This window comes from Vibrio sp. Vb1026, from assembly GCF_033338745.1.
Lineage (GTDB): Bacteria > Pseudomonadota > Gammaproteobacteria > Enterobacterales > Vibrionaceae > Vibrio > Vibrio alginolyticus.
The window spans coordinates 13536-27895 of the sequence record NZ_JAWOTH010000006.1 but is presented as its reverse complement, the minus strand read 5'-3'; the positions used below and the strand labels follow the sequence as shown (position 1 = coordinate 27895).

Annotated in this window: 13 protein-coding genes; 5 read left to right on the top strand and 8 right to left on the bottom strand. The window is 45.3% G+C overall.

The features are described 5' to 3' along the window. Positions 1-73 precede the first annotated feature (73 nt). A complete protein-coding gene (locus R7E47_RS11395; protein ID WP_206953327.1) occupies positions 74-484 on the top strand; it encodes a GNAT family N-acetyltransferase in 411 nt (136 codons plus the stop codon). A gap of 73 nt (positions 485-557) precedes the next feature. Here the strand turns inward: R7E47_RS11395 and R7E47_RS11390 are convergent, their stop codons facing one another. Together R7E47_RS11390 and fadE are read right to left on the bottom strand one after the other, a co-directional pair. After that, complete coding sequence (locus R7E47_RS11390) at positions 558-2333, bottom strand: SulP family inorganic anion transporter (RefSeq protein ID WP_005380390.1); 1776 nt, start codon at positions 2331-2333, stop codon at positions 558-560. Positions 2334-2538: 205 nt separating this feature from the next. Continuing rightward, positions 2539-4983, bottom strand: a complete 2445-nt coding sequence (gene fadE, locus R7E47_RS11385; protein ID WP_005385392.1) for an acyl-CoA dehydrogenase FadE — start codon at positions 4981-4983, stop codon at positions 2539-2541. A 376-nt stretch (positions 4984-5359) separates the two neighbouring features. Between fadE and lpcA the strand changes: the two genes are divergently transcribed. Together lpcA and R7E47_RS11375 are read left to right on the top strand one after the other, a co-directional pair. Beyond that, entirely contained in the window at positions 5360-5935 is a 576-nt protein-coding gene (lpcA, locus tag R7E47_RS11380) for a D-sedoheptulose 7-phosphate isomerase (protein ID WP_005380392.1), read from the top strand. A gap of 51 nt (positions 5936-5986) precedes the next feature. Beyond that, positions 5987-6832 carry a class II glutamine amidotransferase gene (locus R7E47_RS11375; protein WP_053304068.1) on the top strand — a complete coding sequence of 282 codons (846 nt, stop codon included), beginning with the start codon at positions 5987-5989 and terminating at the stop codon, positions 6830-6832. A gap of 389 nt (positions 6833-7221) precedes the next feature. Here R7E47_RS11375 and purN read toward each other — a convergent pair whose 3' ends face one another. Next, positions 7222-7878, bottom strand: a complete 657-nt coding sequence (gene purN / locus R7E47_RS11370; RefSeq protein ID WP_025768256.1) for a phosphoribosylglycinamide formyltransferase — start codon at positions 7876-7878, stop codon at positions 7222-7224. A 151-nt stretch (positions 7879-8029) separates the two neighbouring features. Then, on the bottom strand, positions 8030-9070 hold the full coding sequence (purM, locus tag R7E47_RS11365; RefSeq protein WP_005389861.1) for a phosphoribosylformylglycinamidine cyclo-ligase: 1041 nt from the start codon (positions 9068-9070) through the stop codon (positions 8030-8032). A 179-nt stretch (positions 9071-9249) separates the two neighbouring features. Here purM and upp point away from each other — a divergent pair, with 179 nt between their 5' ends. After that, a complete protein-coding gene (gene upp / locus R7E47_RS11360; RefSeq protein WP_005380401.1) occupies positions 9250-9876 on the top strand; it encodes a uracil phosphoribosyltransferase in 627 nt (208 codons plus the stop codon). A gap of 116 nt (positions 9877-9992) precedes the next feature. On the opposite strand, the gene R7E47_RS11355 is transcribed toward upp, so the two are convergent. Then, positions 9993-11246 (bottom strand): uracil-xanthine permease family protein, encoded by a 1254-nt coding sequence (locus tag R7E47_RS11355; protein ID WP_005389855.1) that lies wholly within the window; start codon positions 11244-11246, stop codon positions 9993-9995. A gap of 365 nt (positions 11247-11611) precedes the next feature. On the opposite strand from R7E47_RS11355, the gene R7E47_RS11350 reads away from it, so the two are divergent. After that, complete coding sequence (locus R7E47_RS11350) at positions 11612-12820, top strand: DUF2066 domain-containing protein (protein WP_318084298.1); 1209 nt, start codon at positions 11612-11614, stop codon at positions 12818-12820. 140 nt (positions 12821-12960) lie between these two features. Here R7E47_RS11350 and R7E47_RS11345 read toward each other — a convergent pair whose 3' ends face one another. From R7E47_RS11345 to arsC, 3 genes are read right to left on the bottom strand one after another with little or no spacing between them, the layout of a single operon-like run. Continuing rightward, positions 12961-13401: a DUF2069 domain-containing protein gene (locus tag R7E47_RS11345; protein WP_318084297.1), complete on the bottom strand. Its 441-nt coding sequence runs from the start codon at positions 13399-13401 to the stop codon at positions 12961-12963. A 22-nt stretch (positions 13402-13423) separates the two neighbouring features. Then, positions 13424-13993, bottom strand: a complete 570-nt coding sequence (wrbA, locus tag R7E47_RS11340; RefSeq protein ID WP_005380409.1) for an NAD(P)H:quinone oxidoreductase — start codon at positions 13991-13993, stop codon at positions 13424-13426. Next, a complete protein-coding gene (gene arsC, locus R7E47_RS11335; RefSeq protein WP_005380410.1) occupies positions 13994-14344 on the bottom strand; it encodes an arsenate reductase (glutaredoxin) in 351 nt (116 codons plus the stop codon). It lies immediately after the preceding gene. Between the last annotated feature and the right edge of the window lie 16 nt (positions 14345-14360).

The following is a 14360-nucleotide window of genomic DNA, read 5'->3' as shown; positions in this document are numbered from 1 at the left end:
TTCCAACGTCTAACTGTTTATTTATACAGTTTAGTTATGTAAGCTCCAAGGTGATACAAAGGAGTAGTACATAATGACAATAAGATATGAAGAGCATGTGCCAAGCCCGAAAGAATACTGTGATATGCGTGTCAAAGCCGGGCTATCACCCAAATCGTTGAAAGCTGCTGAAATTGGTCTACCCAATTCGTTATATGGCGTATCTGTTCGGGATGAAGGAAAGCTCATTGCAATGGGTCGGGTTGTTGGTGACGGGGCGTGTAACTTCGAAATTGTCGACGTTGCCGTTGATACTGATTATCAAGGCAATGGTTTAGGTAGAAAAGTCATGGAATACATCGACGGTTATCTTTCATCTGTTGCACTTGAAGGCTCTTACGTTTCTATGATTGCTGATGAACCGGTCTTTTACGAAAAGCTTGGTTATAGGCTGGTGGCTCCTAAAAGCCAAGGGATGACAAAAAAGTTTAAGCCAAAGGCGTAACACGTATTCAGCTGTGAAGATAAGCACTAGAAAACAGGAGTTTAATTTCCTGTTTTCTACATTAAATTTGTATTTAAGCCACTTCTGGAATTGGTTTGGGTGGCTGCTCTAAATCAGGCTCTTTTTGAACAGTAGGAATTTGTCCCTCACCCACAGCACTGATGTAACAGCCACTAAGTTTAATGGCAAGGTACATATCAGCTCGCAGTAAAATGCCTCCTTCACTGGTGCTGATACCAGTAAGCTCACACCATTGACGAAGACGTCGTTTCCTTCCTGCGAGGATTAAGCGTACACCTCTCTTTTTCAAAGTATTGTGAATATCTGCCAGTGTTGCCATCACACTGAGATCCAAGTGAGTAAAGCTCGATACGGCGTCGATGACAACGCAACTTGCGTCTTTGTGATGCTCTGCCTGCTCTAACACTCTACGTTTAAAGTAAGGAGCATTGAAGTAAGTTAGCGGTGAGTTAAAGCGGTAAATCACCATTCCAGGAATAGGCGAAGCTTTTCCTGAGTCGTCGATGGTCCGAATGGTACCTTTTTCATCCAAGCCAAGTAGCTGATCACTCGGTCGCATGACGATCCGTAAAAATTGAAACAGCCCTAGCAATACCGCCAAAGTGATCCCCGGTATTACACCCACGATCAACACAGAAATAAAAGTAATGATGGCCAGATAAAATGCATCTTTGTCACGAGATTTTAATTTCCAAATTGCTTTAAGATCGAGCAGCGATAGGGACGCAATGATCAATACAACACCAAGTGAAGCGATAGGGATGAACTGCAAAGGCTCGTAAATAAATACCGCAATAATGGCGATGGTGATTGCGGCGACAATCGAAACTAATTGAGATTTACCGCCATTTGCATCATTGACGGCTGTGCGTGAGTCAGCGCCGCTTATCGCGAAACCTTGTGAAAACGCTGAGGCAATGTTGGCAAAACCCAACGCCTGAAACTCTTTATTTGCATCAATATCATAACCGTTTTTAGCCGCGAAACTGCGGGCGGTGAGCATCATGCTAACAAAACTGACAATCGCAAGGTTGAGCGCTGGGACTACTAGTTCACGAACTTCACCTAGCTCAAATTCTGGTGTTTGAAACTGAGGGAAGCCACCTTGAGTGAGTCCGACAACCGATACGCCCATCTCTTGTAAATGGAAAAACCAAACTGACGCAGTAGTTACGAGGATCGCCAGCATGGCAGCAGGCCAAGTTGGTCGGTAGCGTTTGGTGAGCAAATAAACGACAACCGTCACGATACTCAGAGTTACAGTAGGCCAATGAAGATCGGTTAATCGTTGTGGAGCTTCCCATAAACGTTCCAGTAAATAACGTTGCTCGTATTTCAAACCGACTACTTTCGCAAACTGACCAACGATAATTGTGAGAGCAACACCGTTGAGTAGACCCAAAAGAATCGGACGAGAAAGGAAATCTGCAAACACTCCTAGCTTGAAACGACTTGCCAGTACACACCAAATCCCCGTCATCGCTGTCATGGTCATAACCAACTGCCAATGTTTTGTGGGGTCACCTGCGGCAAGTGGTGTCACAACAGCAGCGATCACTGCACAGGTTGCTGCATCGGGTCCGACAATGAGTTGTCGAGATGTGCCCATCATGGCGTAAACCAACATTGGCAGTACACACGAATACAGACCGACAATTGCGGATACACCAGTTAACTGTGCATAAGCTATGGCAACTGGCAGTGCAACCGCGACAACAGAAAAGGCGGCTCTAAAGTCGTTAACAAACCATTCTTTTTGATAATGCTTAAGCTGAACAAGCCCTGGGAACCACTGTGCGAGTAATATTTTAGCCAACGGATTTACCATATATGTGAGTGAGTTACTTAAAGTATACACCGCTTAGTTGGAACGTCTGTGAGTTAGTTATCACTGGAAATCGGGGGAAAGATTGGAGTGCGTGGCTTTTATTGCGATTGCGCAGGGGCTTCGTGGTGTGAGGTGTTATGAATGCGATTCTGGAAGCAATAAAAACGGGAGCTGATACTCCCGTTTGTGGTCTCAGATACTAGAGTTACGCGACACTATCCATCTGAGGGTATAGCGGCTTTGCGGCAAGCAGTTCCGGCTCAAAATCGTCAACGTTGATTGTATCTAGACGATGCTGTTCCGCTTCTCTGAGTAGATCGGCTTCTTCTTGCGTGATAAAGCCTTGCTCTAGCCCTTCCTGAGCAATCATATCCAAACGTAAGAATGGGCGACGCTTACCCTGCGCTTTACATACTTTGTCAAACACAGGCTCAGCTTGAAGAATGACTGATAGTGCAAGTTCAATCTTACCTGCTGCGTTGTGCTCGGTTGGTTCAAGGTATTGACCGCGACCAATGCGTGAGCGCGTTGCACTTGGCGTTTGTAGAATGCGCGCCACTTTACTGTCTAGTTTATCGCTTGGTGCTTTGCGTACGCGACCAAATGGCATGATTAATACGCGTAGCGCACGGCCAATTACTTTGTTCGGGAAGTTTGCTAAGAATTCATCTACTGCCACTTCCGCTTGTTTCAAACTGTCTTGTAGACCCCAGTGTACTAATGGTAAATCTTCGACTGGACGGCCATCTTGCTCAAAACGTTTCAACGTCGCAGAGCTCAAATATAGCTGGCTTAGAATGTCACCAAGACGTGCTGATAGACGCTCTTTACGCTTCAAAGAGCCACCTAGCACTGCCATTGAGATATCCGATAGCAGAGCAAGGTTTGCACTGTAACGGTTCAATTGTTGGTAGTAACGCTTGGTTGCATCTTTGGTTGGTGATGAAGAGCCCAGACCGTCGCTCAAACCAAACCAGATACTGCGCACTAGGTTACTCATTGTAAAGCTCACGTGACCAGCAAGCGCTTTATCAAATTTCTCGACAGCATTACTTGCTTCAGAATACGCCGCGTTCATTTCTTCAAGAACGTACGGATGGCAACGGATTGCGCCTTGGCCAAAGATGATCATTGAGCGTGTTAGAATGTTAGCACCCTCAACCGTTACCGCGATTGGCGCACCTTGGTAACCACGAGCTAGGAAGTTAGAAGGTCCCATACAGATACCTTTACCGCCTACGATGTCCATTGCATCGATGATGCTTTGCTGGCCGCGGTGCGTACAGTGATACTTCACGATAGCTGAGATTACTGATGGCTTTTCACCTAAGTCGATACCCGCAACGGTTAAGTTGCTTGCTGCATCCATCACGTAAGCATTACCACCCAAGCGTGCTAATGGTTCTTCAACTCCTTCCATATGGCCGATCGGCTGTTTGAACTGACGGCGAATACGTGAGTAAGCACCGGTTGCCATTGCCGCAGTTTTGATGCCACCTGTTGAGTTTGAAGGTAGCGTGATACCACGTCCAACCGACAGACACTCAACCAGCATACGCCAACCTTGGCCCGCCATTTTTTCGCCACCGATAATGAAATCGATAGGAACAAAGATGTCTTTACCGCGCGTTGGACCATTTTGGAATGGCACATTGAGTGGGAAGTGTCGGTTACCAATCTCAACACCTTTGACATCAGTTGGGATAAGCGCACAAGTGATGCCAAGATCTTCTTTGTCGCCTAGCAAACCTTCAGGGTCGCGAAGTTTAAATGCTAAGCCTAGTACCGTTGCGACTGGCGCTAGGGTGATGTAGCGCTTGTTCCAAGTTAGGCGCATACCCAGTACTTCTTTTCCTTCCCATTCGCCTTTACAGACCACACCGTAATCTGGAATAGATCCAGCGTCAGAACCCGCTTCTGGACTTGTTAGGGCGAAACAAGGGATTTCCTTACCTTCAGCTAGGCGCGGTAAGTAATGATTTTTCTGATCTTCAGTACCGTAGTGTTGCAGTAACTCACCAGGGCCTAAAGAGTTAGGAACACCAACGGTAGACGATAGAACGCCAGAAACACCCGTTAATTTTTGTAGTACCAAAGATTGCGCGTATGCTGAGAATTCTAGACCACCGTACTTTTTCTTAATGATCATGGCGAAGAACTTATGATCTTTCAGGTATTGCCAAACTTCTGGCGGTAAGTCCGCGAGTTCATGGGTCACTTGGAAATCACTCACCATGGCGCACACTTCATTCACAGGGCCGTCTAAAAAGGCTTGTTCTTCCGCACTTAACTTAGGTGCTTGAATCGCGTGTAGCTTTTGCCACTCTGGTTTGCCTTTAAATAGTTCGGCTTCCCACCAGACGGTACCTGCGTCTAACGCTTCTTTTTCGGTTTGAGACATAGCTGGCAGCACTTTCTTGAAAAGCACTAACGCTTTGCGGCTAATTAAAGACTGACGTACGCCAGGAACCGCGAGCACAGCTGCGGCGAGAACGTAAATAGCCCAACCAATAACGCCGACAGTACCAGCTACTGTAAGAGCCAGCATGGCTGCGGTGAGTAAGCTAATAGATTTCACGAGAGACATGCGGTGGTAGAGCGTAATGCCTAGCACGATCGCCATCGTGATGATTGAGAGCAAGATGTCCATATGTATTTTCCTTTTCAGACTTTATAAGTTTTGTACGTCTGTATGTTAGGTAAGAGGTCTAACCAGTTGGTTTAAGTGTAATCAAAATATTAAGGAAATGTAAAACATAAGATTGGATAAAAAGTGATCTAAGTAGAGTTAAAATTCTAAAGTTGAGATTTGAGTGATGGTTTCATGAGCAAGTTGACAAGTTTATTACCATCACTAATCTAAATCTGTTGGTTCACTATCGACACTAATTCTCGTTTGTGGGTAAACTCAGAGTAATCAAACCCGAGTTCAGGTTTATGAAATGTCCGATACCAAATTGGTATCAGAACAATTTGCTCAGTGAGTCTAGAGCTGACTGAAGCCGAAATAATAAAGAGAACGTCTTATGTACCATGATCTGATTAGAAGTGAATTAAACGAAGCTGCTGAAGTGCTCAACAAATTTTTAAGCGATGACCATAACATTGCGCAAATCGAAGCAGCGGCGAAAATGATTGCTGACTCATTCAAGCAAGATGGTAAAGTATTGTCATGTGGTAACGGTGGTTCTCACTGTGATTCAATGCACTTTGCCGAAGAGCTAACAGGCCGTTACCGAGAAAATCGTCCTGGCTATGCTGGTATTGCTATTTCAGATCCAAGCCACCTTTCTTGTGTGAGTAATGACTTTGGTTATGACTTCGTGTTTTCACGTTATGTAGAAGCGGTTGGTCGAAAAGGTGACGTACTGTTTGGTCTGTCGACTTCAGGTAACTCAGGTAACATCCTGAAAGCGATTGAAGCAGCACAAGCGAAAGGCATGAAGACGATTGCGCTAACAGGTAAAGATGGCGGCAAAATGGCAGGCCTTGCAGATATTGAAATCCGCGTGCCACACTTTGGTTATGCAGACCGCATTCAGGAAATTCATATTAAGATTATTCATATCATCATTCAGTTGATCGAAAAAGAGATGGAATAATCGTTTACGGCCACCGTTTCGAGCTGTGTTGTTAGGGAGTTTTTTTAAACCATGTGTGAATTGCTCGGTATGAGCGCTAATGTTCCAACGGATATTTGTTTCAGTTTTACTGGGCTCATGCAGCGTGGAGGTCGAACCGGCCCACACCGTGACGGATGGGGGATCACCTTCTACGAAGGGAAGGGCTTTCGAACCTTCAAAGATCCCAAGCCAAGTTGTGAGTCTAAAATAGCAGAGTTGGTACAAAATTATCCCATCAAAAGTCGTGCGGTCGTTAGTCATATCCGACAGGCGAATCGTGGTGGTGTTAATTTAGAAAATACTCATCCCTTTACACGTGAGCTGTGGGGTAGGTATTGGACGTTTGCGCATAACGGTCAGCTCTCTGGCTATCAAGACTTGCATACAGGTCGACATCGACCTGTCGGTGAAACAGATAGTGAACTGGCATTTTGCTGGTTATTGAAGCAAATGGAAGATCGATATCCTGAGCCACCAAAGGATATGGAGTCGGTATTTTTATATGTTGCTAAATGTTGTGATGAGCTAAGAGAGAAGGGTGTATTTAACATGCTTCTGAGTGATGGTGAGTATGTAATGACGTATTGCACCAATCATTTGTATTGGATCACAAGACGCGCACCGTTTGGAAAGGCTGCTTTGCTTGATGAAGATGTGGAAATTAACTTCCAAGAAGAAACCACGCCACATGACATCGTTTCTGTGATCGCAACTCAACCTTTGACGGGCAACGAAGCTTGGCAGCGTATGAAACCTGGCGAATACGGCTTGTTTCACCTAGGTGAACTAGTCAAAAATAATGCCTCTGAACTGGTAAATGTGCCGTTTTCGGCGGCTAAGCCGGGCAATCAAGCGCCAACCGAACCGTTAGAGTGATGGTCTCTTACTCTGAATATAAAAATAAAGCTCGCTTAATCGCGAGCTTTATTTTTATGCGTTTTAAACCGAGGGCGGATACGGATGAGCATTCTTACTTTCTAGAGTGCTGGTAGTAGAGTCCTAGTCTCGCTAAGGCTTGCTGTAAAGACGTAACTGATAGAAATTTCTCATAAAACACCTCGTCAGTCTGAACGGTGAAGAACGAACCAGATTCAGAATCTACTTTCCGAGTGTTATGTTACTCAAGTGGTTATGGGATTTTTTAGAATGTTGGGTTTTAGGTTTCTAGTCTCACCATGGTTTTCTTGAATCAAGTTTATAAGTATTAAAACAACCAAGAGCAGCCCTCAGGCTGCTCTTTTGTGCCTGGAGTTTATTATTCAGGGCTACTCATCTGAGGCGTACCCATGTACGCCAAGCTCTGCGCCATCTAAATAGGCTTTACCATCCTTCATGATCAACCGCTCGTCTACCAGCCACTTAGCCACCATAGGGTAGATTCGGTGCTCCTGCGCCTGAACACGTGCCGCAAGTACACTAGCATCATCGTCTTCGAACACAGGAACTTTTGCTTGCAGTATGACAGGGCCACCATCAAGCTCTTCCGTTACAAAGTGCACACTCGTACCATGTTCTTTATCGCCAGCATCAATTGCTCTCTGGTGTGTGTGTAGCCCAGGATATTTTGGTAGAAGAGAAGGGTGGATATTGATCATCTTACCCATGTAATGAGAAACAAATGCGCTGCTCAGAATGCGCATGTAACCAGCAAGAATAATCACGTCTGGTTGGTATTCATCTATTTGACTCATTAGCTCTGCATCAAAGCTTTCACGCGAGCTGAATGCTTTAGGGTCGACAAAGTGACCGTCTACATCAAACTTTTTTGCACGTTCTAAACCAAAAGCATCTGCTTTGTTAGAGAACACGGCTGCCACTCGTGCGTTTGGCATGCTGTCTTCGCAAGCTTCCAAGATAGCTTGCAGGTTACTTCCGTTACCCGAGATGAGGACCACAAAGTTTTTTAGGGTATGGTTTTTCATGATGTCGAGAGCGCCTTGGTATTGTAGGTTGGAGTTATGTAGCTTCTAAACTACCTACTAATAGAATGGTTTTTAGTGTTCTAGATAGCAAAATGAGGACCTAGTCATCTAGTGTCCTCATTCTTCTTATCTTTTGAGCTCGATTTGCAAATTATTGGATTTCAACTTGCTCTTCGTTCGCGTCTGCTTGTGCGATTTGACCAATCACCCACGCGTTTTCGCCTTCTTCTTTAAGAAGAGCAACTGCTGCGTCTGCCTGGTCTTTCGGTAGTGCGACGATTAGACCTACACCACAGTTGAATGTGCGGTACATTTCGTGTGTGTCGACGTTGCCTTTCTCTTGTAGCCACTTGAAGATAACTGGCCATTCCCAACTGTTACCATCGATAACTGCTTTCGTGCCTTCAGGCAGTACGCGTGGGATGTTTTCCCAGAAACCACCACCAGTGATATGAGAAATCGCATGGATGTCGTGTTTCTCAATCATCTTAAGTGCTGACTTGATGTAAATTTTTGTTGGTTCTAGTAGGTGCTCACCAATAGTGCGGCCTGCTAGCTCTTCGCTCTTATCTGCACCAGATACTTCTAGGATCTTACGGATAAGGGAGTAACCGTTTGAGTGTGGGCCGCTTGAGCCAACAGCGATAAGTGCATCACCAGCAGCGACTTTCGTGCCGTCAATCACGTCTTCTTTTTCTACTACGCCAACACAGAAACCAGCTACGTCGTAGTCTTCGCCTTCATACATGCCCGGCATCTCCGCAGTTTCGCCACCAATTAGGGCACAACCTGCTTGAACACACCCTTCTGCGATACCTGAAACAACATCCGCTGCGGTATCAACGTCTAGTTTGCCTGTTGCGTAGTAATCTAGGAAAAACAGTGGCTCTGCGCCTTGCACGATAAGATCATTTACACACATTGCCACTAGGTCGATGCCAATCGTGTCGTGCTTGTTCATATCCAGTGCTAGGCGAAGTTTTGTGCCAACGCCATCAGTACCAGAAACCAGTACAGGTTGTTTGTATTTAGTTGGCAATTCGCATAGCGCGCCAAAACCACCGATACCACCCATAACTTCAGGGCGACGAGTACGTTTTACCGCACCCTTAATACGATCCACAAGCGCGTTGCCTGCATCAATATCTACACCAGCGTCTTTATAGCTAAGAGAAGAGTTGTTACCACTCACAGGGAAGTCCTCGGTATTAAGTTGGATATGAAAACGGCGCTATTCTAACAGTGCTTAAACATAGATAGCAAACGTTTGCGTCTGTTTTTTTCTTTAGTGATTTATCCTGATATCCCTGTGAAAATCATGTATAATCTGAAGGTTTGTTTAAATATTGCCAACTATAGCCGGAGATGGACATGAAAGTTGTTGAAGTAAAGCACCCTCTAGTAAAACATAAAATTGGTCTAATGAGAGAAGGTGACATCAGCACAAAACGTTTTCGTGAGTTAGCGACTGAGGTCGGTAGCCTACTTACTTACGAAGCAACGTCAGACTTTGAAACAGAAAAAGTGACCATTGATGGTTGGAACGGTCCGGTAGAAGTAGACCAGATTAAAGGTAAAAAAGTAACCGTAGTGCCAATCCTACGTGCAGGTCTAGGCATGATGGATGGAGTTCTTGAGCACATGCCAAGCGCACGTATCAGTGTTGTGGGTATTTACCGTGATGAAGAAACGCTTGAGCCAGTTCCTTACTTCAACAAGCTTGCTTCAAACATCGAGGAGCGTATTGCGCTTGTTGTTGACCCAATGCTTGCAACAGGTGGTTCTATGATTGCTACGATCGATCTCCTAAAAGAGAAAGGTTGTAACCAAATCAAAGTGCTGGTACTTGTTGCTGCACCAGAAGGTATTGAAGCGCTAGAAAAAGCACACCCAGATGTTGAGCTATACACTGCGGCAATCGATGAGAAGCTTAATGACAAAGGCTACATCGTTCCGGGTCTAGGCGATGCAGGTGATAAGATCTTCGGTACTAAGTAATTCTTTGATGTATTACTATGACTGAACAGAAAAAGGCTTGGTGAAAACCAAGCCTTTTTTGTATCTACAAGAGGAGAAGAGTAAGACACGCCAACTAATAAAGCGGCGCAAACGAACTATTTCGCGCTTTCTTCTTCCATTTGTGCGTTATCCACAACGTGGTTTTCACCTAAATCGTTTGGTAGCACAAGGTTAAGAATAATTGCCACGATACCGCATAGGCTCACACCTTGTAGACTGAACTCACCAATACCGAAAGCCATACCACCAATGCCAAACACAAGTGTTACGGCAACAATCACTAGGTTACGAGACTTATGTAAATCAACGTTATTCTTGATCAGTGTGTTGAGGCCTACCGTTGCGATGGAGCCGAACAGCAGAATCATGATGCCGCCCATAACAGGAACTGGAATCGTTTGAAGAACCGCACCTAGCTTACCTACCAATGCAAGTACGATTGCGGTGATTGCTGCCCAAGTCATGATCACAGGGTTAAATGCTTTGGTTAGCATTACCGCTCCTGTTACTTCACTGTAAGTGGTGTTTGGTGGAGCACCCACCATCGAAGCTGCGATAGTTGCCACCCCGTCACCTGCGATTGTGCGGTGAAGGCCTGGTTTTTTCAGGTAGTTTTTACCTGTAACGTTTGAGATAGCAAGCATGTCACCTACGTGCTCAACCGCAGGTGCGATAGCGACAGGAATCATGAACAAAATTGCGTTGATATTGAACTCTGGCGCGGTGAAGTTTGGCATGGCTAGCCAAGCCGCTTGTTCTACGGGAGTGAAATCAACCACACCGTAGAATAGAGAAACAGAGTAACCAGCAAGAATACCACCAACAATAGGAACGAGCTTCAAAAAGCCTTTTGCAAAAACGCTGAGTACAATGGTTGTGAGCAGTGAGACCGCCGAGATAATGATCGCAGCATCACCATTAACTAGCTGTGCAGCTCCATCACCAGTTTTACCTACCGCCATGTTCACTGCCGTTGGGGCAAGGCCAAGGCCGATAACCATGATCACAGGGCCAACGACAACGGGCGGGAGAATTTTATGGATAAATCCAACACCACGCACTTTGATCATCGCCCCTAGAGCCACATAAACTAAGCCCGCTGCCATCAAGCCGCCCATCGTTGCACCGATACCCCAAGTTTGGATACCGAACATAATAGGAGCAATAAACGCAAAAGAAGAGGCAAGGAAGATGGGAACAGAACGTTTAGTCATTAACTGGAAGAGGAGAGTACCGACACCGGCACCAAAGAGGGCTACGTTTGGATCAAGGCCAGTTAGGAGCGGCACAAGCACCAAAGCACCAAAAGCGACAAAGAGCATTTGAGCGCCTTGTAACGCGTTTTTCATAATAATTCCCTATTTTCAAGATACGCAGACAAATCCGGCGAATACTATCATCCTGCAATCGTTTGCAATGTTGCATAGATCAAACTTTCGATTGAATTTTTCCCATAAATAGCACTTTTGAGAGTTGCTTGCTTGCAAATTGTCCTCTTTTACGTGTCTTACGTGAAGATGAAAAATGGACAGCCTAACTTGTTGAGATAGCTTAATAAGCAATGAGTTTATTATAAAAAATAGCACTGAAGCGCTGGTTGAGGCCCGAGTTAACAAAGCTGGTCATAATACAGACAATTTACTCAGTACTTACCTTGCTCAAGATTTGATAGTTGCTTATTATTCGGGTTCTTGTTCAGAGGATTATAAAAACTATGCGCTATTTAGCTCTCTTACTGATAGGTTGGTTGTCCCTACCAGTATATGCATTAACTCAGGTGGATATCTATCGTGCCGAAGTGGTTATCGACAGTGAGCAGAACGACGGTGAGTCTTTGGCTCGTCAACAAGGTATGCAGGATGTGATTGTTCGAGCGACCGGTTCTCAATCCTCTTTAAGCAATCCAGTGATTGAAAAGGCACTTAGCTCAAGTGCGCGTTACATTTCTCAACTGAGCTATGGGCAGGTTGATGGAAAAGCGAGCTTAAAAATGTTGTTTAACAACGACCAAATCAGCTCTCTTTTAACACAAGCACAATTGCCATCTTGGTCGCCAAATCGTGCCAATATTTTAGTTTGGATGGTTGAAGAACAGGGTTACGATCGTAACATTGCGTGGGAGCATTCTGAATCTTCAAATGTTGCAGCACTTCGTAGCGCAGCGAAACTAAGGGGCCTACCAATCACTATCCCGGTTGGGGATTTTGATGATGTAACCGGTGTTAATGTCTCTGATCTTTGGGGCGGCTTTATTGAGCCAATTGGTCAAGCTAGCCAGCGCTACCCAGCTGACGCCGTTTTGGTTGTACGAGCTCAAGGTGAACAAATTCGTTGGACACTCTACGACCAGTCGCCAACGAGAATTGTAGAAGCGCAACGTTCTCCGCGTAGCGGGTCTGCATCAGGTGCTAATGCTATTGCAGAAATGGTGGATGGCATCGCAGACTACTATGCAAGTAAGAGTGCAGTTGTGGTTTCAGGAAAGTCTTCAAAAGCGCTAGCAGTGAAAGTCCTTAATGTAACCTCTGCCACGGACTTCTTCCGTTTAGAGAATGCGTTAAAACAACTTAATTCGGTTGCGGGTACAGAGATTAAGCGTGTTCAAGGGGACGAGTTAACGCTCAACATCCACCTTTTGGCATCACAACAAGCTTTTGAGAAAGAAGCTTCTTCTATTTCTCAATTAATGGTTTTTGAAGATCCTTTAGGTGAAGTTGATGCCCCAGCTTCAACTCAAGAAGAAGAGCCATTGGTTCAGAGTAATGAAGCAAAAGACGCCGCGACGCCAAAAGAAGCGCAGCCTGAAGTACCAGTAGATATTGTGGCAGAAGCAAGTGACGAAACACAACCAACTCAGCCGATGATTGTGGAGCCTGTCCGAGAACAGTATGACTTGATCTACGAGTGGCGCTCGGCATCGTAATCGCCTTGGTAGCGTTCCAGGCGTGAAACGCAAGGATCAAACACCAATGTGGTAAGCATAAAAAAGAGTCGCAATAGCGACTCTTTTTGTTTTCTAAATTCGTATTCGAACCAATGATCAGTGATTGACTGCAATTGGCGTTATTTATTGAATTTCGCTTTTTCTTCTTTTTCTACTTGAGAGAGGCGTTTCAACTTAAGACCTAGCTCTTTGCCTCTCGCTCTAGCAAACAAAATATTGCCAGCGAAACCGAGTGAAGTCAGTATCAGTTCCACTGCCGCAAGCCAGCGTTCACCCCCATCCACATAAAGGATGGTCAGCGCATGCAAGAAATACAGCATAAGAACAAAGTTAGCCCAAGCATGAGTGTAAGGCTTACCAGCTAAAATACCAGGCAACGGAAGTAGTAGCGGAATACACCAAGCAATAGCAAGTGTTGTGCTGCTGAGGTGGGGATGAGGGGATAACGCAAGCTGCCAAATAGCGACCCAGACTAATAAGGCTAAGTTGCCAAATAAAGCCAGGTAACGATAGGTTTTAGCCTGTGTACCGAGTGGTGTTTGGTCTAAAGAGTCAGACATCGATTAACTATCCTTGATTTTACTAACAGACTTTTAGTTTTAACGCTGCAGTTGCCAGCCTTTTGCCTAATTGTTGTGCCAGGCGAATCTCTTCACTGCTTAGGGTTGCCTCATGGCCTACACTGCTGGCGCCATACGGAGTGCCTCCGGACTGCGTAGTGTGTAACTCTGGCTCGGAATAAGGAATGCCCAAAACCATCATCCCGTGATGCAATAAAGGGGTCATCATGCTTTGTAACGTTGTTTCTTGACCACCATGCATCGAGGACGAAGAGGTAAAGACACAAGCAGGCTTATCGATTAAGTCACCACTGACCCATAAAGATGTAGTCTGATCCCAGAAGTGCTTTAAAGGCGCAGCCATGTTGCCAAACCAGACGGGACTGCCAAACGCTAGACCGTCGCACGTTTTTAGTTCCTCTAGAGTAACAATTGGATCAGAAGGGGAGTGTGAGTGAGGTGACAATTCTTCAACTGTACGCAAAATTGCTTGGCATTGAGGAGTCGATTCGACTCCTCTTGCTATTTGTCTTGCCAGTTGTTTTGTCGAGCCATGACGGCTGAAATACAAAATAAGGATCTGGCAATCCATTTATAAAATATCCAACACTTGCTCTGGTGGGCGACCAATTTTTGCTTTGCCGTTAGCAACGACAACCGGACGCTCAAACAACTTTGGATTTTTCGCCATAGCTTCGAATAATTGCTCATCGCTGACGGAGTCTTCGCCTAAGCCAAGCTCTTTATATTCACTTTCTTTAGTGCGCATCATTTCACGTACAGATGAAAAGCCAAGCTGGGCGTACAGCGCTTTTAGTTCATCCACGTTAAGTGGTGTGTCTAGGTATTTGACGACTTCCGGTGTAACACCATTTTGCTCAAGCAGTTCAAGTGTTTGACGGCTCTTTGAGCAACGAGGGTTGTGATAAATCACGACTGACATGGTTTTCTCCATTTCG

Bases quoted from the DNA above. Each gene is read 5' to 3' on its own strand.
- R7E47_RS11395 (WP_206953327.1), top strand. From the start codon at position 74: ATGACAATAAGATATGAAGAGCATGTGCCAAGCCCGAAAGAATACTGT.
- R7E47_RS11390 (WP_005380390.1), bottom strand. From the start codon at position 2,333: ATGGTAAATCCGTTGGCTAAAATATTACTCGCACAGTGGTTCCCAGGG.
- fadE (WP_005385392.1), bottom strand. From the start codon at position 4,983: ATGGACATCTTGCTCTCAATCATCACGATGGCGATCGTGCTAGGCATT.
- lpcA (WP_005380392.1), top strand. From the start codon at position 5,360: ATGTACCATGATCTGATTAGAAGTGAATTAAACGAAGCTGCTGAAGTG.
- R7E47_RS11375 (WP_053304068.1), top strand. From the start codon at position 5,987: ATGTGTGAATTGCTCGGTATGAGCGCTAATGTTCCAACGGATATTTGT.
- purN (WP_025768256.1), bottom strand. From the start codon at position 7,878: ATGAAAAACCATACCCTAAAAAACTTTGTGGTCCTCATCTCGGGTAAC.
- upp (WP_005380401.1), top strand. From the start codon at position 9,250: ATGAAAGTTGTTGAAGTAAAGCACCCTCTAGTAAAACATAAAATTGGT.
- R7E47_RS11355 (WP_005389855.1), bottom strand. From the start codon at position 11,246: ATGAAAAACGCGTTACAAGGCGCTCAAATGCTCTTTGTCGCTTTTGGT.
- R7E47_RS11350 (WP_318084298.1), top strand. From the start codon at position 11,612: ATGCGCTATTTAGCTCTCTTACTGATAGGTTGGTTGTCCCTACCAGTA.
- R7E47_RS11345 (WP_318084297.1), bottom strand. From the start codon at position 13,401: ATGTCTGACTCTTTAGACCAAACACCACTCGGTACACAGGCTAAAACC.
- wrbA (WP_005380409.1), bottom strand. From the start codon at position 13,993: ATGGATTGCCAGATCCTTATTTTGTATTTCAGCCGTCATGGCTCGACA.
- arsC (WP_005380410.1), bottom strand. From the start codon at position 14,344: ATGTCAGTCGTGATTTATCACAACCCTCGTTGCTCAAAGAGCCGTCAA.